The organism is Streptomyces sp. NBC_00400, assembly GCF_036048035.1.
Lineage (GTDB): Bacteria > Actinomycetota > Actinomycetes > Streptomycetales > Streptomycetaceae > Streptomyces.
Map to the genome: position 1 here is coordinate 1,830,643 of NZ_CP107940.1, position 17,475 is coordinate 1,848,117.

At 70.9% G+C, this 17,475-nt stretch carries 14 protein-coding genes; 2 read left to right on the plus strand and 12 right to left on the minus strand.

Features of this window, described 5'->3' with window-relative positions; genetic code table 11:
- Nucleotides 1–828 carry an enoyl-CoA hydratase family protein gene (locus OHS81_RS08040; RefSeq protein ID WP_311624555.1) on the minus strand — a complete coding sequence of 276 codons (828 nt, stop codon included), beginning with the start codon at nt 826–828 and terminating at the stop codon, nt 1–3.
- A 383-nt stretch (nt 829–1,211) separates the two neighbouring features.
- On the opposite strand from OHS81_RS08040, the gene OHS81_RS37400 reads away from it, so the two are divergent.
- A complete protein-coding gene (locus tag OHS81_RS37400) occupies nt 1,212–2,093 on the plus strand; it encodes a hypothetical protein (RefSeq protein WP_443058665.1) in 882 nt (293 codons plus the stop codon).
- Nucleotides 2,094–2,138: 45 nt separating this feature from the next.
- On the opposite strand, the gene argF is transcribed toward OHS81_RS37400, so the two are convergent.
- From argF to OHS81_RS08095, 9 genes are all read right to left on the minus strand, one after another.
- On the minus strand, nt 2,139–3,143 hold the full coding sequence (gene argF / locus OHS81_RS08055; protein WP_328383815.1) for an ornithine carbamoyltransferase: 1,005 nt from the start codon (nt 3,141–3,143) through the stop codon (nt 2,139–2,141).
- Nucleotides 3,144–3,384: 241 nt separating this feature from the next.
- Entirely contained in the window at nt 3,385–4,626 is a 1,242-nt protein-coding gene (locus OHS81_RS08060; RefSeq protein ID WP_328383817.1) for an arginine deiminase, read from the minus strand.
- 157 nt (nt 4,627–4,783) lie between these two features.
- Complete coding sequence (locus tag OHS81_RS08065) at nt 4,784–7,747, minus strand: polynucleotide kinase-phosphatase (RefSeq protein WP_328383819.1); 2,964 nt, start codon at nt 7,745–7,747, stop codon at nt 4,784–4,786.
- A complete protein-coding gene (locus OHS81_RS08070) occupies nt 7,744–9,315 on the minus strand; it encodes a 3' terminal RNA ribose 2'-O-methyltransferase Hen1 (RefSeq protein ID WP_328383821.1) in 1,572 nt (523 codons plus the stop codon). The genes OHS81_RS08065 and OHS81_RS08070 overlap by 4 nt, the downstream gene beginning before the upstream one ends.
- A 75-nt stretch (nt 9,316–9,390) precedes the next feature.
- On the minus strand, nt 9,391–10,314 hold the full coding sequence (locus OHS81_RS08075) for an LLM class F420-dependent oxidoreductase (RefSeq protein WP_328390975.1): 924 nt from the start codon (nt 10,312–10,314) through the stop codon (nt 9,391–9,393).
- A gap of 428 nt (nt 10,315–10,742) precedes the next feature.
- Nucleotides 10,743–11,198, minus strand: a complete 456-nt coding sequence (locus OHS81_RS08080) for a DUF6099 family protein (RefSeq protein ID WP_328390977.1) — start codon at nt 11,196–11,198, stop codon at nt 10,743–10,745.
- Between the two features lie 497 nt (nt 11,199–11,695).
- Nucleotides 11,696–12,055 (minus strand): nucleotide pyrophosphohydrolase, encoded by a 360-nt coding sequence (locus OHS81_RS08085; protein ID WP_328383823.1) that lies wholly within the window; start codon nt 12,053–12,055, stop codon nt 11,696–11,698.
- Nucleotides 12,052–13,542, minus strand: a complete 1,491-nt coding sequence (locus OHS81_RS08090) for a biotin transporter BioY (protein ID WP_328383825.1) — start codon at nt 13,540–13,542, stop codon at nt 12,052–12,054. The genes OHS81_RS08085 and OHS81_RS08090 overlap by 4 nt, the downstream gene beginning before the upstream one ends.
- A 54-nt stretch (nt 13,543–13,596) precedes the next feature.
- Nucleotides 13,597–13,986, minus strand: a complete 390-nt coding sequence (locus OHS81_RS08095; protein WP_328383827.1) for a cell division protein SepF — start codon at nt 13,984–13,986, stop codon at nt 13,597–13,599.
- Between the two features lie 219 nt (nt 13,987–14,205).
- Here OHS81_RS08095 and OHS81_RS08100 point away from each other — a divergent pair, with 219 nt between their 5' ends.
- Nucleotides 14,206–15,366 carry a magnesium and cobalt transport protein CorA gene (locus OHS81_RS08100; protein WP_328383829.1) on the plus strand — a complete coding sequence of 387 codons (1,161 nt, stop codon included), beginning with the start codon at nt 14,206–14,208 and terminating at the stop codon, nt 15,364–15,366.
- Between the two features lie 298 nt (nt 15,367–15,664).
- On the opposite strand, the gene OHS81_RS08105 is transcribed toward OHS81_RS08100, so the two are convergent.
- Nucleotides 15,665–15,910, minus strand: coding sequence for a VOC family protein (locus OHS81_RS08105; RefSeq protein ID WP_328390980.1), 246 nt, complete (start codon nt 15,908–15,910; stop codon nt 15,665–15,667).
- A gap of 1,300 nt (nt 15,911–17,210) precedes the next feature.
- Nucleotides 17,211–17,336 carry a hypothetical protein gene (locus OHS81_RS08110; RefSeq protein ID WP_328383831.1) on the minus strand — a complete coding sequence of 42 codons (126 nt, stop codon included), beginning with the start codon at nt 17,334–17,336 and terminating at the stop codon, nt 17,211–17,213.
- Nucleotides 17,337–17,475: the final 139 nt, after the last annotated feature.

Genomic DNA, 17,475 nt, shown 5'->3' on the forward strand with positions numbered 1-17,475 from the left:
TTATTTCCCCTGCCACTTGGGCGTCCGCTTCTCGGTGAAAGCGGCATGGAATTCCGCGTAGTCGGCGCTGTTCATCAGCAGCGCCTGGGTGGCGGCGTCCATCTCGACGGCGGCGGCCAGCGGCATGTCGAGTTCCGCGGTGAGCAGCGCCTTGGTCTGGGCGTGTGCCAGCGCGGGTCCCTCGGCGAGCCGGCGGGCGAGCGCCGCGGCCGCCTCGTCGGCCCGGCCCTCGTCGGCCAGCTCACTGATCAGGCCGAGCCGTTCGGCCTCCGGGGCGCGGACGGCGTCGCCGAGCATCAGCAGGCGGGTGGCGTGACCGAGGCCGATCACCCGGGGCAGCAGATAGGCCGCGCCCATGTCACCGCCGGAGAGGCCGACCTTGGTGAAGAGGAAGGCGAAACGGGCGGACGGGTCGGCGACGCGGAAGTCCGCGGCCAGCGCGAGCACCGCGCCGGCGCCGGCCGCGACCCCGTGCACCGCCGCGATCACCGGGAACGGGCACTCCCGCACCGCCCGTACGACCTGACCGGTCATCCGGTTGAAGTCCAGGAGCTGCGCGGTGTCCATGCCCAGGGTGGCGCCGATGATCTCCTCGACATCGCCGCCGGAGCAGAATCCGCGCCCCTCCCCCGCGAGCACCAGGGCGCGTACGGAACGCTCCCTGGACAGCTCGGCGAGCAGGTCACGGAGGTCGGCGTAGGCCTCGAAGGTGAGGGCATTGAGCTTGTCCGGGCGCGCCAGCGTGACGGTGGCGATCCCGTCCTTCCTGGTCACGCGGATGTGTTGCCAGGCGTCTGTACTACGGGCTGATCCTGCGAACGGGCTCATCGGGCTGCCTGCCCCCTTTGGCCGACCGGCCGGGTGGATGGTGTTCCGGATGCCTTGTCGAAGTTATCACCGGTTGGTGACTGTCGTCACGAGGACGCAATAGCGGCGCGGCGTCAGGACCTCATCGCGTCCTCGCCTCACGGAGTCATGGAGTCACGGCGTCACGGCGTCCTCGCCTCGCGGAGTCACGGCGTCACGGCGCCACGGCGTCCTCGCGTCCCGGAGTCGCCACCGGCCGAAGGTCCCGGCCGCCGTATGACTTAGGTCGTGCCCTTTCCGGTCGCTCGCCCCTGCTCCGAGGGCCCGCGCGCTTCCTACCGTGGACGTATCCCATCTGGCCTCAGGTATCCGGCCCGGCCTTTTGCGAACGGAACGGACAGCACATGCTGGAACCGCCCGCCCCCTCGACCTGGCGCATCACGCTGCCGCGCGGCGCGACGGCCGTCCCCATCGCCCGCGCGATGGTCAGATGTGCCATGCAGGACCTCCGGGCGACGGCCGACCGCACCACCGCACAGCTGCTGACCGCCGAACTCGTGGCCAATGCCCTGAAGCACACCTGCGATACGGACCCCATCGAGCTGGTGGTGGAGCTGCGGCCGGCCGGCTGCCGGATCGAGGTGCACGACGGCGATCCCCTCCTCGTCCGGGGGCTCGGCGGCCCGCTGCCCCTGCCGGGGCTGGACGCTCCGGTCACGGTGGGGACGCCGGCCGGCCCCGCACCTCTCTGCGCGGCGGACGGGCCGGGAGGGGCGGACGGGCCGGGAGGGGCGGACGGGCCGGGCACAGCGGACGGTCCCCGCGGGGCGGACGACCCTCGCACGGCCGACGGTCACCCCGCTGGTGAGGCCCGCTTCCCGATGCAGCGCACGGAGCGCGGCGGGCAGGCCGGGCACCACGACGAGACGGACGGCACCGAGCCTGCCGGGCACCACGAGGAGGGACACGAAGAGGGCCACAAGGAGGGCCACGAGGGGGCGGATGAGGCCGTTGAGGGGACCGACGACGCCGAGAGCAACGGCACTGTCCAGGTTGCCGTGGATGCGGGCGCGAAGGCGGGCGCGGGCGCAGGGGCGGATACGGGCGCTGGCGCAGGTGCGGGCGCAGGTGCGGGCGCAGGTGCGGATGCCGATGCGGGTGACCATGACCGCGGCCGTGGACTGTTGCTGATCCGGTTCCTCAGCTCCGCCTCCGGCTGCCGCCCCACACCCCGCGGCAAGGCCGTCTGGTTCACCCTCTCCGAGCTGCAGCGCGCACGCCGCTGACACCACCGCTGACGTCGGCCCTGCCCGTAGCCCGTCAGCCCTGCCCTACCGGCCGAGCGTCGCGACCAGCACCGCCTTGATCGTGTGCATCCGGTTCTCCGCCTCGTCGAAGACGACGGAGTGCGTGGACTCGAAGACCTCGTCGGTGACCTCCAGCGACGACAGCCCGTGCCGGGCGTGGATCTCCCGGCCGACCGCGGTGCCGAGGTCGTGGTACGCGGGCAGGCAGTGCAGGAACTTCACCTCCGGCTTGCCGGTCGCGCGCAGCACCTCCATCGTGACCGCGTACGGGGCGAGCAGCGCGATCCGCTCGTCCCACACCTCCTTCGGCTCGCCCATGGAGACCCAGACGTCGGTCGTCACGAAGTCCGCGCCGCGCACGCCCTCGACAACGTCCTCGGTGAGCGTGATACGGGCGCCACTGGTCTCGGCGAGCGCCTGTGCGCCGGCAACCACCGTCTCGTCGGGCCAGAGCTGCCGGGGCGCGACGATCCGTACGTCCATGCCGAGCAGAGCCCCGGTGACGAGGTAGGAGTTGCCCATGTTGTTGCGGGCGTCTCCGAGGTAGGCGAAGGCGGTCTCGGCCAGGGGGCGGCCCCGGCCGTGCTCGACCATGGTCAGCACATCGGCGAGCATCTGGGTCGGGTGCCAGTCGTCGGTCAGCCCGTTGAAGACCGGCACCCCGGCGTGGGCGGCCAGCTCCTCGACGTCGGACTGGCGGCTCCCGCGGAATTCGATACCGTCGAACATCCGGCCGAGGACCCGGGCGGTGTCCTTCACCGATTCCTTGTGCCCGATCTGCGAGCCGGACGGGTCCAGGTAGGTGGTCGAGGCGCCCTGGTCCGCGGCCGCGACCTCGAAGGCGCAGCGGGTCCGGGTGGAGGTCTTCTCGAAGATCAGGGCGATGTTCCGGCCCTGGAGACGAGGGACCTCGGTACCGGCGCGCTTGGCCGCTTTCAGCTCGGCCGCCAGGTCGATCAGTCGGCAGAATTCCTCGGCGCTGAAGTCCAGCTCCTTGAGGAAGTGGCGGCCGGTGAGGTCTATCGCCATGGGTGGGCTCCTGGTGTGCGGCAGTGGGAACGGACTCAGACCCTGGAATTGTATACGTACCCACGCATCCCTATACGGAGTCATCGGTCCTGTACGGGCCGACGCCTCCCCCATGGACCAGGGCCGCGCTCCACGGAACAGCGCCCATGGAGGGACGTCCACGGAAGGGACGCCCATGGAAGGGATACCGGGTCACACTCCCCGGACGGCTCCGGGGTCATGCCTTGCCGAACGGATCCGGTCACGCCCAGGCTGCCCCCGGCACCGCGTCCCTCGCCACCGGGCAGCTCATACAGCGCGGTCCTCCGCGTCCGCGCCCCAGCTCGCTCCCCGGAATCGTGATCACCTCGATGCCGCGCTTGCGGAGAAAGGTGTTCGTGGTGACATTGCGCTCGTACGCCACCACCACGCCCGGCTCCACCGCCAGCACATTGCAGCCGTCGTCCCACTGCTCGCGCTCCGCCGAGTGCACATCCTGGGTCGCGGTCAGCACCCGGATGTCGGACAGGCCCAGCGCGGCCGCTATGGCGCGGTGCATATGCTCCGGCGGATGATCGGTGACCTTGAGGTCCTGGTCGCCCGAGCCCGGTTCGATGGTGTAAGAGCGGAGCATCCCCAGCCCCTCGTACTGGGTGAAGGTATCCCCGTCGATCATGGTCATGACGGTGTCGAGATGCATGAAGGCCCGGCGCTTGGGCATGTCGAGCGCCACGATCGTGCGTGCCGAACCCGCCGCGAACAGACCCCGCGCCAGCAGCTCCACGGCCTGCGGAGTGGTGCGTTCACTCATGCCGATCAGCACCGCGCCACTGCCCATCACCAGGACGTCGCCGCCCTCGATGGTCGAGGGGAAGTCCGCCTGCCCCTCCGACCAGACATGGAAGTCCTGGTCACGGAAGAGCGGGTGGTGGCGGTAGATCGCCTCGTAGTGCACGGTCTCGCGCTGCCGGGCCGGCCAGCGCATCGAGTTGATCGAGACCCCGTCGTAGATCCAGGCCGAGGTATCGCGGGTGAAGAGATGGTTGGGCAGCGGGCCCAGCAGGAAGTCGTCGAGATCCATCACATGGAAGCGCACCGAGGTCGGCTCGGCATGCCGTTCCAGGAACTCACGCTTGGTCATGCCGCCGACCAGCGCTTCCACCAGCTCCGGCACCGGCAGTTCCTCGAAGGCCGCCCGCAGATGCCCCGTGGCCAGCGGCCCGTACTCCTTCTCGTCGAAGACCCGGTCGAGGACCAGCTTCCGCGCCGCGGGGATCTGCAGGCTCTCGGCGAGCAGGTCCCCGAAGAGGTGCACCTCCACCCCCCGGTCGCGCAGCACGTCCGCGAACCCGTCGTGCTCGGCCCGCGCCCGGCGCACCCACAGCACGTCGTCGAAGAGCAAGGCGTCCTTGTTGGAGGGCGTGAGCCGCTTCAGCTCCAGATCGGGGCGGTGCAGGATGACCCGGCGCAGCCGCCCGGCCTCGGAGTCGACTTGGAATCCCATCCACCCATATTGGCCGCTCGGACGGCCCGGTGGAGGGAGTCGGCGGATGTCGGGTCGCCCGGGGCATACGGCGGCGGGCGGCGGGACGGGCCGAGGGCGCTCCTCCCCCGCGGCCCGTACGCCGCTTCGGCCCGTCTGCAGCCGCGGGCCCACCGGCCTACAACCGAGGGTCCACCGGCTCCGACTCCAGCGCGAGCACCGCGAAGACGGCCTCGTGCACCCGCCACAGCGGTTCGCCGTCCGCCAGCCGGTCGAGCGCCTCCAGGCCCAGTGCGTACTCGCGCAGGGCCAGCGAACGCTTGTGGCCCAGATGACGGGTGCGCAGGCGCGCGAGGTTCTCCGGGCGGGTGTACTCCGGCCCGTAGATGATCCGCAGGTATTCGCGGCCGCGGCACTTGACGCCCGGCTGGACGAGCCGTCCGTCGCCCTGCCGTATCAGCGCCTGAACCGGCTTGACCACCATGCCCTCGCCCCCGTCAGCGGTCAGCCGCAGCCACCAGGCGGTGCCGGCCGCGACCGACGACTCGTCCTCGGTGTCGACGATGATCCGCCGGGTCGCGGCGAGCAGGCCCGGCCGCTGCGGGGTGCCGTCGGCCGCCGCACCGTCGTCCCGGGCCGTCACCACGGCCTCCGCCGCGATGAGCCGGTCGATCAGCGCCAGCTGATCGGTGTGTGCCAGCCCGGCGAGGCTGCGGCCCTGCACCGCGAGTATCTGGAACGGCGCGAGCCGGATACCGTCCGGCACACCGGTCCGCCCGGCCTGTGGTGCCTCGCCCGCATCCGGGGCCGAGGCCTGGGCGGACGCCGCGGCGTCCGCATCCGAGGCCGGAGCGTGCGCGGTGCCCGGCAGCCCGGCGGCATCCGCGTACGGCACACCGGCGGCATCCGCGTCGGGCAGACCGGTGGCCTTTGCCGGCTCCGCCCCCACGCGCCAGCAGTAGCGCCGGTACGCCTGGGTGAAGGCGGCAGCGTCCACGGCCCGGTCCCGCTGCCGGGCGAGCAGCGCGGACACCTCGACCCCCCGGGCGGCCGCCGCCTCCAGTGCGCCGAGCACGCCCGGGAACGCCGCTCCGGACGCCGCGCCCACGGCCGCGTACTGCTTGCGCAGCAGACCGGTCGCCTTCAGCGACCACGGCATCAACTCGGCGTCCAGCAGCAGCCAGTCGGTCTCCAGCTCCGCCCACAGACCCGCCTCTTCGACGCAGTCCCGGATCCGCCGCAGGATGGCTCCGGTCGTCTCCGGGTCGTCGGAGAACGGCCGGCCGGTGCGGGTGTACAGGGCGCCCGGCACCCCCTTCGGCACCCCGGTGGGGGTACCTCCGATGCCTTCGGGGCAGTGGGGGAACGCCTCGGCCACCGTCTCGTCACGGCACACCAGGACCACGGCACGGGAGCCCATGTGCTTCTCCTCGCACACCACTTCCCGCACCCCGTCCGCGCGGTACCCGGCGAACGCCTCCGCGGGGTGCTCCAGGTAACCGTCCTCCGCCGAGGTCGCACACGGCGCCATGGTCGGCGGGAGGTACGGCAGCAGCCGCGGGTCGGTCGCGAAGCGGCTCATCACCTCGAGCGCGGCCGCGGCGTTCTCCTCCTTGACCGCGAGCCGGCCCATGTACCGGGTCTCCACGATCCGCCGCCCCGCCACATCGTTCAGGTCGAGCGGACGGCCGTCCGCCCCGCCGGGCGCCTGGGTGGCGAGCGGTTTCGCAGGCTCGTACCAGACCCGCTCCGCAGGGACGTCCACCAGCTCGCGCTCCGGCCAGCGCAGCGCGGTCATCGCACCGCCGAAGACACAGCCGGTGTCCAGGCAGAGGGTGTTGTTGAGCCAGTTGGCGCGCGGGGTGGGGGTGTGGCCGTAGACGACGGCGGCACGGCCGCGGTAATCCTCGGCCCACGGGTAGCGCACCGGCAGGCCGAACTCATCGGTCTCGCCGGTGGTGTCGCCGTACAGTGCGAAGGAGCGCACCCGGCCGGACGTCCGGCCGTGGTACTTCTCCGGCAGCCCGGCGTGGCAGACCACGAGGCTGCCGCCGTCCAGGACGTAGTGGCTGACCAGACCGCGGATGAACTCCGCGACCTCGGCGCGGAAGGCGGGGTCCTCCTTCTCCAGCTGCTCGATGGTCTCGGCGAGCCCATGGGTGGGCTGGACCTTGCGGCCCTTGAGGTAACGGCCGAGCTTGTTCTCGTGATTGCCCGGCACGCACAGCGCATGCCCGGCACCCACCATGCCCATCACCAGACGCAGCACTCCGGGGCTGTCCGGCCCACGGTCCACGAGGTCGCCGACGAAGACCGCGGTACGGCCCTCGGGGTGTACGGCGTCCACGGCCCGGCCGTGTCCGTCGCGCACCAGCGCATAGCCCAGCCTGCCGAGCAGGGTCTCCAGCTCGGCACGGCAGCCGTGGATGTCGCCGATGATGTCGAACGGGCCGGTGAGGTGCCGCAGGTCGTTGAACCGCCGCTCCGTGACGACCTCGGCCGACTCCGCCTCTTCCGGCCCCCGAAGGATGTGCACCTTGCGGAAGCCCTCGCGCTCCAGATGCCGCAGCGAGCGGCGGAGTTCACGCTGGTGGCGCTGGATGACCCGGCGGGGCAGCCCGGCCCGGTCGGCGCGCGCGGCGTTGCGTGCGGCGCAGACCTGCTCGGGTACGTCGAGGACGATCGCCACCGGGAGTACGTCATGCTCCCGGGCCAGCCGCACCAGCTGGGCGCGCGCTTCGGACTGCACATTGGTCGCGTCCACGACCGTCAGCCGCCCGGCGGCCAGCCGCTTCGCCGCGATGAAGTGCAGCACCTCGAACGCCTCGCCACTGGCGCTCTGGTCGTTCTCGTCGTCGCTGACCAGCCCCCGGCAGAAGTCGGAGGAGAGGATTTCGGTCGGCCGGAAGTGCCGGGCGGCAAAGGTCGATTTTCCGGACCCGGTGGCTCCGACCAGCACCACGAGCGAGAGGTCGGGCACGGCAAGCGTGCGCCCCGCCGGCTCGGGCCGCGGCTCCGCCCCGGACCGAGGCGGCGGCTCCGGCCCGCGCTCCCGCTGGGTCCTGTCCCTCTGCCGGTCCTCGCGCGCGTGCGGCGCATGCTGCTCTTCGCCTCCGTACTCCGTACGGCCGTCATCCGTCATTCCCCGACCTCCTTCCCGGTCGCCGACGTGCTGCTGTCTTCACGGTTACCGCCGTCTTCACGGTTACCGCCGTCTTCACGGTTGCCGCTGTTTTCACGGTCACCGCCACCCTCACGGTTGCCGCCACCCTCACCGTGGATACGGAAGTGCGCGAGCTGGGTGGGCGGGCCGACCTCGGGATCGTCCGGGCCCACCGGGGCAAAGCTCACCTCGTAGCCGTGCCGTGCGGCGACCTCCCGCGCCCACTGCCGGAACTCCTCCCGTGTCCACTCGAAGCGATGGTCCGCATGCCGGGCCTGGCCGGCCGGCAGCGACTCCCAGCGCACGTTGTACTCCACGTTCGGCGTCGTCACCACGACGGTCCGCGGCCTGGCCGACCCGAACACCGCATACTCCAGCGCCGGCAGTCTCGCCGGATCGACATGCTCGACGACCTCGCTGAGCACCGCCGCGTCATAGCCCTTCAGCCTGCTGTCGGTGTACGCCAGCGACCCCTGTACGAGGCGTACGCGCTCCGACTGCCGCTCGGACATACGGTCCAGCCGCAGCCTGCGCCGCGCCTCGTGCAACGCACGCATCGACACATCCACACCGACGATCTCGGTGAACTGCCCTTCCTCGAGCAGCGCACCGACCAACTGCCCCGGCCCGCAGCCCAGATCGAGCACCCGTGCCGCCTTGCCCGAGCGCAGCACCGTGAGGATCGCCTCCCGCCGCCGTACGGCGAGCGGCACCGGCTTCTCCTCCGTGTCCGCCTCCTCGTCCACCGCGTTGTCGATCATCTCGGCGGCCATGTCGTCCGACTCGGCCAGCCGCTCCAGCTCCAGCCGCTCCATGGCCTGACGCGTGAGCGACCAGCGGCGCGCGAGGTAGCGTCCGACGATCACCCGCTGCTCCGGGTGGTCCTCCAGCCAGCCCTCGCCGGCCCGCAGCAGCTTGTCGACCTCATCCGGCGCGACCCAGTAGTGCTTGGCGTCGTCCAGCACCGGGAGCAGCACATACAGATGCCGCAGCGCCCCGGCGAGAGTGCACTCCCCTTCCAGGACGAGCCGTACGTAGCGCGAGTCACCCCACTCCGGGAACGTCTCGTCCAGCGGCACGGGCTCGGCCTGCACCGTCCATCCCAGCGGCTCGAACAGCTTGCGCACCAGCGCCGCACCACCCCGGGCGGGCAGCACCGGCACCTCGATACGCAACGGCATCGTGCGCGTCACCAGTTCGGGCCGCGCCGTGCACTGCCCCTTCATCGCGCTCGCGAAGACGCTCCTCAGCGCCACCGCCAGCAGCGACGAGGCCGCGTACGGCCGGTCGTTCACATACTGCCCCAGCGCCGAATCCGGAGCACCGCCACGTCCCTTCCCCCGGCTCCGGCGCACCAGGGCGATCGGATCGACCTCCAACAGCAGTGCAGCCGTGCACCGTTGAGCGTCGGCCTCGGGATAGAGGACGTGCGCGGTGCCCTGCGACGTCGAGAACTGCTGCGCCTTGTCAGGGTGCTTGTGCAGCAGGAATCCGAGGTCGGTCGCGGGACGGTCGGCGCTGCCGGTGGTGGTTATCGTCAGGAACACGCGTCCGAGTATTGCCGTAGTACGCCACGATCCGCACCGGATTTCCGGCAGCGCCGCCCGACGCCCGCTCAGCCGTCAGCTCAGCTGGGACTGCACCTGCGCGGAGATCAGCTCGAGGTGGTCGAGATCATCCAGGTCCAGCATCTGCAGGTAGACACGGGACGCCCCGATGGCGGCATACCGCCCGATCTTGTCGACGACCTCGGCGGGTGAGCCCGCAAGGCCGTTGGCCTTCAGTTCGTCCACGTTCCTCCCGATGGCCGCGGCCCGTCGTGCCACCTCGGCATCGCTCCTGCCGACGCAGGCCACGAGGGCGTTGGAGTACACCAGCTCATCGCCCTTGCGCCCGGCGGCTTCAGCGGCCGCCCGCACCCGCCCGAACTGGCGCTCGCTGTCTTCGAGCGAGGCAAAGGGGATGTTGAACTCATCGGCGTACTGCGCCGCCAGCCGCGGTGTACGCCTGGCGCCGTGTCCGCCGACCAGCACCGGCACCTTGCCCTGGACGGGCTTGGGCAGCGCGGGCGAATTCTCCAGCTGGTAATAGGCCCCGTCGTAGCTGAACTCCTTTCCTGCCTCGGTGGCCCACAGGCCGGTGACAATCGCCAGCTGCTCTTCCAGCCGTGCGAACTTCTCCTTGGGGAACGGAATGCCGTAAGCCTTGTGCTCCTCCTCGAACCAGCCGGCACCGAGGCCGAGTTCCACCCGGCCGCCGGACATCTGATCGACCTGCGCCACCTGGATGGCCAGCACACCCGGAAGCCGGAAGGTGCCCGCCGTCATGAGCGTCCCGAGACGGATGCGCTTGGTTTCACGGGCCAGCCCCGCCAGGGTGATCCAGGCGTCCGTCGGTCCGGGCAGCCCGTCGGCATTGCCCATGCGGAGATAATGATCCGAACGGAAAAATGCGTCGAATGCAAGGTCCTCCGTAGCTTTGGCGACCTTCAGAAGACTGTCGTAGGAAGCCCCTTGCTGGGGCTCGGTGAAAATGCGTAGCTCCATACCTCCATCCTGCGCTCCGTACGGCGAACCAACCGTCGGAGGCGCATTGATGCACCGGTCGGTCGATGCACTGGCGAGTTGATGCACTGGCGGGTTGTTGCGCCGGCCGATTGTTGCGCCGACTGCGTGATGCGCCGGCCGGTTGTCGCGCCGGCCGGAGCGAGCCGGATCAGGCGGGCCGATCCCCTGTCGGTACCGACGATGGTGACGAGGGAGAGGGCAGGCGACAGGGAACGGTGTGGGCGGCCGGAACGATGGGGGCGATACGGACGCCGCGCGGAACGGGCGGCGGGCGTCGGGGCGGTCCCGGCCCACAGGCCGGCGCGGGGGCAAACGGCGACCGGCAGTGGAAGAGAGGCGGAAAAGGGGAATGACGGTGGGCGGTGGGGCGGTGGGCAGTGGTGCAGCGGTCTACTTCTACTTGTGCTTCAGGCGGGATTCCGGTCGCGCACCTCCAGCCTCTCCAGTATCCCGGCCACACGGTCTCTCGCTTCGTCGACCGTGTCCATCGCCTCGACGCACGTCCAGTACATCCCCTCCTCGTCCGCAAGCAGCACCACACTCACCAGCGCTTCACACACTTCCCGCAGCAGTCGGCACAGGCCGGTCAGCGCCTCCTTGACATCCCGCACTTCGGACAGCTGAGCCGCCCGCAGCCCACCGGTGGCCGATGCCGGGCACAGCAGTCCCCCGCTGAACCGCCCGCCCGCGTCGCCCAGCCCCCGGGCTCTGGACCGCACTTCGTACGGCCCGAATATCGCGAGATGGCTGCCGATCGCCTCCGCCAAGGCCTGCGCCTGCCATGCCTCGACGATCACTCCCTGCACCGTGTTCGCCTCGGCCAGACCGCGTCGGCTTGCCGCGATGATCCGCACCGCGTCCATCCGCTCCCTCCTCTCCTCATCATCCGCGTGCACCTTGCACTCTTTCCACTACCCAGAGTGAGGGTGAACACCCAAAAAAGCCAGGGGAATTCGCAAATCTGTGGACAAGCAAGGCGATGTGGAAAGATCCATGACTCCATAGAGTGACAATGGGCGACCTCGCCCCACTCTCTCCCCGCACGCCTCAACACCCCCACCTTCCACACGCCCTGCACAAGTCGCGCGAAACGCCCGAAGAGGGGCACCGCAGGAAACGTCAGCGGCTGAAGGAGGCGGCGGGAGGAGCGGCGCCGGCCAGACTCCCGGCCCGCGGCCCGGGCCGGGCCAAAACCGACCGGGGCCGGGGCCGGTGCCGGCCCGCAGCCAGGCCGGCACCGGCCCCGGAAGAAGCCAGGAACGCCGGCGGGCGGGAACCGACCCCCCGCCCGCCGGTTCCCGCCCACCCCTGGCCGCTCGGTCCACCCTCCCGGCCCGGCCCGCCCTCCCCGCTCGGCCCGCTACTCCTCCCCCTCCCGCGGGCGGTCGGGCCGCGCCGAGCGGACCGCCGGGAACCGCGACTCATTGCGCTCGATCTTTGCGGCGAGCGCCGCCGCCGCGTCGACCCCCAGCGCCTCGCAGAACTGCAGCAGATACGCCAGGACGTCCGCGACCTCGTCCTCGACCCGGCCGGCCTTCCGCGGGTCCGACATCACCCTCGCCGATTCCTCCGGCGTCAACCACTGGAAGATCTCGACGAGTTCAGCAGCTTCGACGCTCAGCGCCGCGGCCAGGTTCTTGGGCGTGTGGTACTGCTGCCAGTCCCGTGCGGCCGCGAACTCGGCCAGTCGTCGCTGCAGCGCGTAAAGATCCTCACTCATGCGTCCAGGTGTAGCACCTGTACGCCGGGCAGCCCGTCGGCGACCGAGGGATCCCGCACCGTCCCCAGCAACCGCACATGTCCGCGCTCGGTCATCCGCACGGCCAGCGACACCAGCTCACGGGCCTGCCTGCGGTCCATACAGCGATCCATCCCGTCCGCCATGACCGTCATCTGCTGATGGGCCGACGGGACCTCCCCGACCGGATCCATGGCCAGTACGTCCGGCCCGGTGAGCAGTACCAGTGCCAGCGCGAGAAACCGCAGCTCACCATCGCCGAGCTGCTCGACGGGCAGCTCCCCCAGCTCGCCCCGGTCCAGTACGGCCCGCACACCCGCCGCGCCCCCGGGACCCTGTGCGCCGTGCGGCCCCGTGGAGCCACCGTGCCCCACCGCCGCAGGAGCGCCGGCGGCCCCGTCTCCCGTCCCGTCCGGCTGCCACGGCACCGCACGCAGCCCCTCGACGGGACCGGCACACGCCCCGCGCACCGCCGCGACCAGCACCGCATGCCGCCGCGCACACTCCCGGCTCGTACGCTGCAACACCATGGGCAGGTTGTCGCAGGACGACCGCAGCCGCCCCTCGTCCCGCGGCTCCCCCGCCTCACGGCCCCAGCCGCCCGCCTCGCCACCGCTCGTCTTGCGCGCCCGCGCACCCCAGGCCCCCGCAGCTCCTGCGGAAGCGCCCGCCCCGCCGGACCCCCTCGCCCTCCCCGGCGCACTCACCGCTTTCCCGCGCCCGGCTCCCGCACCACCCCCACGCGCCCCGGCGGCACGTCCGGCACGACCGGCGCCAGGCCCCCCGCCGTCCGCACCCCGCCCGTCACCCTCACCGGCCACACCCGTACCGCCCGTCCCCGCTCCCCGCATGACCTCCGGCCTCGGGTCGCACACGAACGCCGACCGCAGAGCGACCACGACCTGCTCCGCCGCGGCCAGCACCAGCCGCTGCCCCGCCGTTTTGCCCGCGACGCGCAGCGGCAGCAGGGAGGTGCCCAGCCGGTCGTCGGGCAGCGGCGCGCGGGTCACGGGAGTCGCACCCGCCGTGTGCCAGGCAGCCTGGACGGCCGGACGGGTGGGGTCGGTGAGTGCAGTGGTCAGCAACGTCTCGCCGCCGCCGGTCAACCGCTCGCCGACGATCCGCAGTTCGGGCTCGGCCTGGACGGCGAGATCGAGGCTGACGGGACCGGCCGGGCCGTCGACCGTACAGCCGATGCGGAAACCGCGCCGCCCCTGTTCGTCGGGGTGCGCCCCGGCCGGCACACAGGCCGCAGGGCTGCCCGCCACCTCCCCCACCGCCCGTGAGAGCGACTCCCCGCTGCCGAGCCGGGCGAGGATTTCGTACGCCTGCAGCGCACTGGACTTGCCGCTGCCGCTCCCTCCGCTCAACAGGGTCAGCGGGGAGAGCGGCAGGGTGACGCCGCGATGGGATTTGAAGGCGGACAGCCGTAACTCCGTGACCGCCGGCCGCACACTGTCGGAATGCATGAAGGGACGCTATGCAGCGCCCGACCGGAGAACCGTTACGCCCAACAGCTCTTCCTACGAACGGGGGACACTGCCCGCCACCTCTTCCGCGACCTCGGTCCCGTTCGGCGCCAGCAGGAAGACATTGGTGTCCACGCGGTGCATCCCGCTGCCGAGCCCGAAGACGACTCCGCTGGAGAAGTCCAGGATGCGCTTGGCGACATCGGCGTCGGCGCTGCTGAGGTCCAGCAGGACCGGGAGCTGCGCCATCAGGTACTCGGCCACCTCACGGGCGTCCGCGAAGGTCTGGACGCGAATGACGATGAACCGCCGCGCCTCCTCGGCCGGCTCCTCCTCGGGGAGGGCACGGTGGTCGGGCCAGGAAGGCCATTCACTGCTGCCGCGGAGCGGGACGACCTCGGCCAGCCCTTCCCACTGCTCGTCGGTGGCATCGGGGCCGTTCATCGAATCACCTCGCCCGGGAGAGTGTTGGCTGTCTGCGGTATCTGCATCGCACAATTCTAGGGATAAACCCACAAACCTCGGCGGACGTGACACACGCCGCGGCACGCCCCGCTCCATCCTGCACCATGCCCGATGACCTGTTCCGACATCCGCGGCAGATATCCTCCGTCGAGATTCTGTGTGCCCGTTCATCCCCGTGTGACGGAGGTTGGTGCTGTCGTGGGGTCCGAGCCTCCCGGTCGTCGTCCGCGTGGCCTGCGCGGCCTGCGCAAGCCCGCCAAGAAGCGCCCCGCCGGGCCCTCGCCCGCCCGGAGCAAGGACGATTCCGACGCGGCGGCGCAGCCCCCCGCCGAAGCCCCCGGCAGCGTCATCAATGCCGTCCTCTACCGTGACGGCCGCCGGGTCAGCACCCATGACACACTCGCCGAGGCCTTCCGGCAGCAGCGCGCCACCTCCGGCACTCTCGCCTGGATCGGCCTGCACCGCCCCAGCCGCGACGAACTTCTCGCCCTGGCCACGGAGTTCGACCTGCACCCCCTCGCTGTCGAGGACGCCCTGGAGGCCCACCAGCGCCCCAAGCTGGAACGCTACGGCGGCACTCTCTTCGTCGTCCTGCGCGCCGCGCGCTATCTCGACGACCCGGAGGAGGTCGACTTCGGCGAGCTGCACGTCTTCGTCGGCCGCGACTTCGTGCTCACCGTGCGACACGGCGGCGCCCCCGACCTCTCGGCCGTACGCGCACGCATGGAGGGCACCCCCGAACTCCTCAAGCGCGGCCCCGAAGCCGTTCTCTACGCCATCCTCGATGCCGTCGTCGACGGCTATGAGCCGGTCGTCGCCGGCGTCCAGAACGACATCGACGAGATCGAGACCGAGGTCTTCGGCGGCGACCCCCGGGTTTCCCGGCGTATCTACGAACTCTCCCGTGAGGTGGTCGAGTTCCAGCGCGCCACCCGCCCGCTCAACGGCATGCTGGAGGGCCTGACCGCGGGTTTCGAGAAATACGCCATCGACGAGGAGCTGCGCCGCTACCTGCGCGACGTGGCCGACCACGCACTGCACACCACGGACCGCGTGGACGGCTTCCGGCAGGCCCTGCAGGACATCCTCGCCGTCAACGCAACCCTGGTGAACCAGCAGCAGAACGCCGAAATGCGGGCCCTGGCCGAGGCCGGTTTCGAACAGAACGAGGAGATCAAAAAGATCTCGTCGTGGGCGGCGATCCTCTTCGCGCCGACGCTGGTGGGGACCATCTACGGCATGAACTTCGACCACATGCCGGAGTTGCACTGGGTGTTCGGATACCCCTTCGCCATCGTCCTGATGGCGATCGTGTGCACCAGTTTGTACTTCGTCTTCAAGCGGCGGGACTGGCTCTGAGCAGCCGTCGTGAGACGAGGTCCCGTGATGCAGTGCAGCCCAGATCGCCGATTCCGGCGACGCACCGGGACCGCTGGGGAGAATCTGGCGAGCATGAGCCGCGCTCCGATGCTGGCAGTCCCCAGCGATCGCGGGCATCGGGCTGCACAAGCCTCCCTTTTACCGTGCCATCTGGGAATGCTTCCACCGACCGGGGCGGATCCGGATAGGTCAGCGCCGCTGAACCAGGGCCTGAAGAACACCGGCCACCTTCCGGTCACCATCTAGAACCGGCCCCTTCCGACAAGTCCGGCTACAGCTACCGCTTCGGCAACCTCCTCCTGAACGGCCACAGCCCAAGGTCGGCCATCACGACGACCACGGCTTCGTCGTAGTCGTGCCGTTCCCCGGTCAACCGACCGCCAAGGGCATCGACCCGGGCGATGCGCTGGTCGATGTCGTCGACCACGACGTCCATGTGCAGGCGTACCTTGCCGTGCTTCGGCTCAGGCACGGGCTGGAAGTTAAGGCGGGGCTGCGGTGCGCCGGGATGGCCGAGGTAGATCCAGCCGGTCCGGGAGGGCGTTCACGGGCAGTCCAGCAGTGCGCTCCAGAAGCCCGCGACCCGTTCCGCGTCGACGCAGTCGATAGTCTCTCCGGCCCAGCGGATCGTCATGTCGTCAGCTCTCCTGTGCTGACGGGTGGGATGTCGGTGGCGCGAATTTCCTCGGCCTGACGGCCCATGCGGCCAGGGCCGCATGCACCAAGCAGCGGAGGAGGGGGTGCTCACGGGCTCCGGGTGGCCTTCTCGGATGTCGAGTTCGCGGACCTCGCCCTTGGATGACCGGGCCGGTGATCGAGGGATGTTGGGCCGCTGGAGGCGTAGGGATGTCTCGGTCGACCGGCGCCGCGGGGCGGGCGTTCCCGGCCGGGACAGCAGGGTCTCCTAGCGCTCGGCTTGCCCTCGTTCTACCCAGTCCCCCACGACGCCGCTGGTGCGGCTGGCTGCGGGAGCGGAGGCTGGGGTGGGCGCAGTGTTGCGTTCTCGGCGAGACACGAGGTGTGGGAGCGTTCGTCCTGGCGGGCCAGCAGTTCCCGACTGTCGGCGAGGGCGACGAAGGGTGTCGCAGCGCACAGGAACGGGCAGGCCCATGCCGGGATCGGGTGGGAGGCGCAGCCGTCGAGCGGCCGGCGGGGGCGTGGAAGGTGAGGGTGGCCATGTCGGGGCCGAGGTCTTCGGTGTGGACGGTGAGGAGTTGCTGGAACGGGTGACAGCGTGGCGGCCGGAGCTGTGGCCAGCCAGGGATGCGCGGTTGTCCGGTGGATTCTGCGGGTGATCTCGTATGCGGCTGTTTCGATGAGGGGGCGTGGCGGGGGCCCGTGCCGCCGGTAGATGGGTGCTGGCGTGTACGGGCCGGTGCAGGGCTGGGTGCTGTCGTAGAAGACGAGGCGGTCCAGGGCGGGAACGGTTATCCGGCGGACCGCCGACGCGGGCGGGGTCTGCGCGGATGGCTGGGTGCCGGCTGCTGGAGGTGCGCCGTTGTAGTAATGGCTGCGGGCGGTGTCCAGGTCGCTGGTGATGGTGTGGGGCACGGTGTGCAGGGCCTGGTCGAGCGCAGTGGTCAGGTGGGGGTCGGTGGCAGACCAGGGTCAGGTGGATGCCGGTGGTGTTGCGCAGGTGCAGGAGGCGCTCGAGGCGCCGGGTGGTGAGCCGATGGGCGCGCAGCACGGTCAGCCGGGCAGCGGGCAGGGCACCGATCCAGGTGGTGGCGGCCTCCCACGCGGGCTGTTGGTCTGCGGGGAAGCGGCCCGGCAACAGGGGCGCCTTGCCCTGGGCTGCCAGGAGGTCGTGGACGAGAGCGGTGTCACTGGTTGTGCCCGGCCGCTGGGTGCAGGGTGATCTGGTCGGCGGCGGGATCGTGGGCTGCCAGGACAGTGTGAGTGTGGGCGACGTCGTCGTACCGGTCCATGACCAGTGCGACGGGCGGCACGGCGCGGGTGGGTGGTGGTCATGCGAGGCGGCCTGTGTCTGGAGGCGCGGGACGCGTCGCGCGACCCGTGGACGGACATCGTCCAGCGGGCGTGCGACGACGGCGGCGAGGGCCAGCTGTTCACCTTCGATGCGCGCCC

Excerpts from the sequence above, each read along its gene's own strand:
- OHS81_RS08040 (WP_311624555.1), bottom strand. The coding sequence starts at position 828 with ATGAGCCCGTTCGCAGGATCAGCCCGTAGTACAGACGCCTGGCAACAC.
- OHS81_RS37400 (WP_443058665.1), top strand. The coding sequence starts at position 1,212 with ATGCTGGAACCGCCCGCCCCCTCGACCTGGCGCATCACGCTGCCGCGC.
- argF (WP_328383815.1), bottom strand. The coding sequence starts at position 3,143 with ATGGCGATAGACCTCACCGGCCGCCACTTCCTCAAGGAGCTGGACTTC.
- OHS81_RS08060 (WP_328383817.1), bottom strand. The coding sequence starts at position 4,626 with ATGGGATTCCAAGTCGACTCCGAGGCCGGGCGGCTGCGCCGGGTCATC.
- OHS81_RS08065 (WP_328383819.1), bottom strand. The coding sequence starts at position 7,747 with ATGACGGATGACGGCCGTACGGAGTACGGAGGCGAAGAGCAGCATGCG.
- OHS81_RS08075 (WP_328390975.1), bottom strand. The coding sequence starts at position 10,314 with ATGGAGCTACGCATTTTCACCGAGCCCCAGCAAGGGGCTTCCTACGAC.
- OHS81_RS08080 (WP_328390977.1), bottom strand. The coding sequence starts at position 11,198 with ATGGACGCGGTGCGGATCATCGCGGCAAGCCGACGCGGTCTGGCCGAG.
- OHS81_RS08085 (WP_328383823.1), bottom strand. The coding sequence starts at position 12,055 with ATGAGTGAGGATCTTTACGCGCTGCAGCGACGACTGGCCGAGTTCGCG.
- OHS81_RS08090 (WP_328383825.1), bottom strand. The coding sequence starts at position 13,542 with ATGCATTCCGACAGTGTGCGGCCGGCGGTCACGGAGTTACGGCTGTCC.
- OHS81_RS08095 (WP_328383827.1), bottom strand. The coding sequence starts at position 13,986 with ATGAACGGCCCCGATGCCACCGACGAGCAGTGGGAAGGGCTGGCCGAG.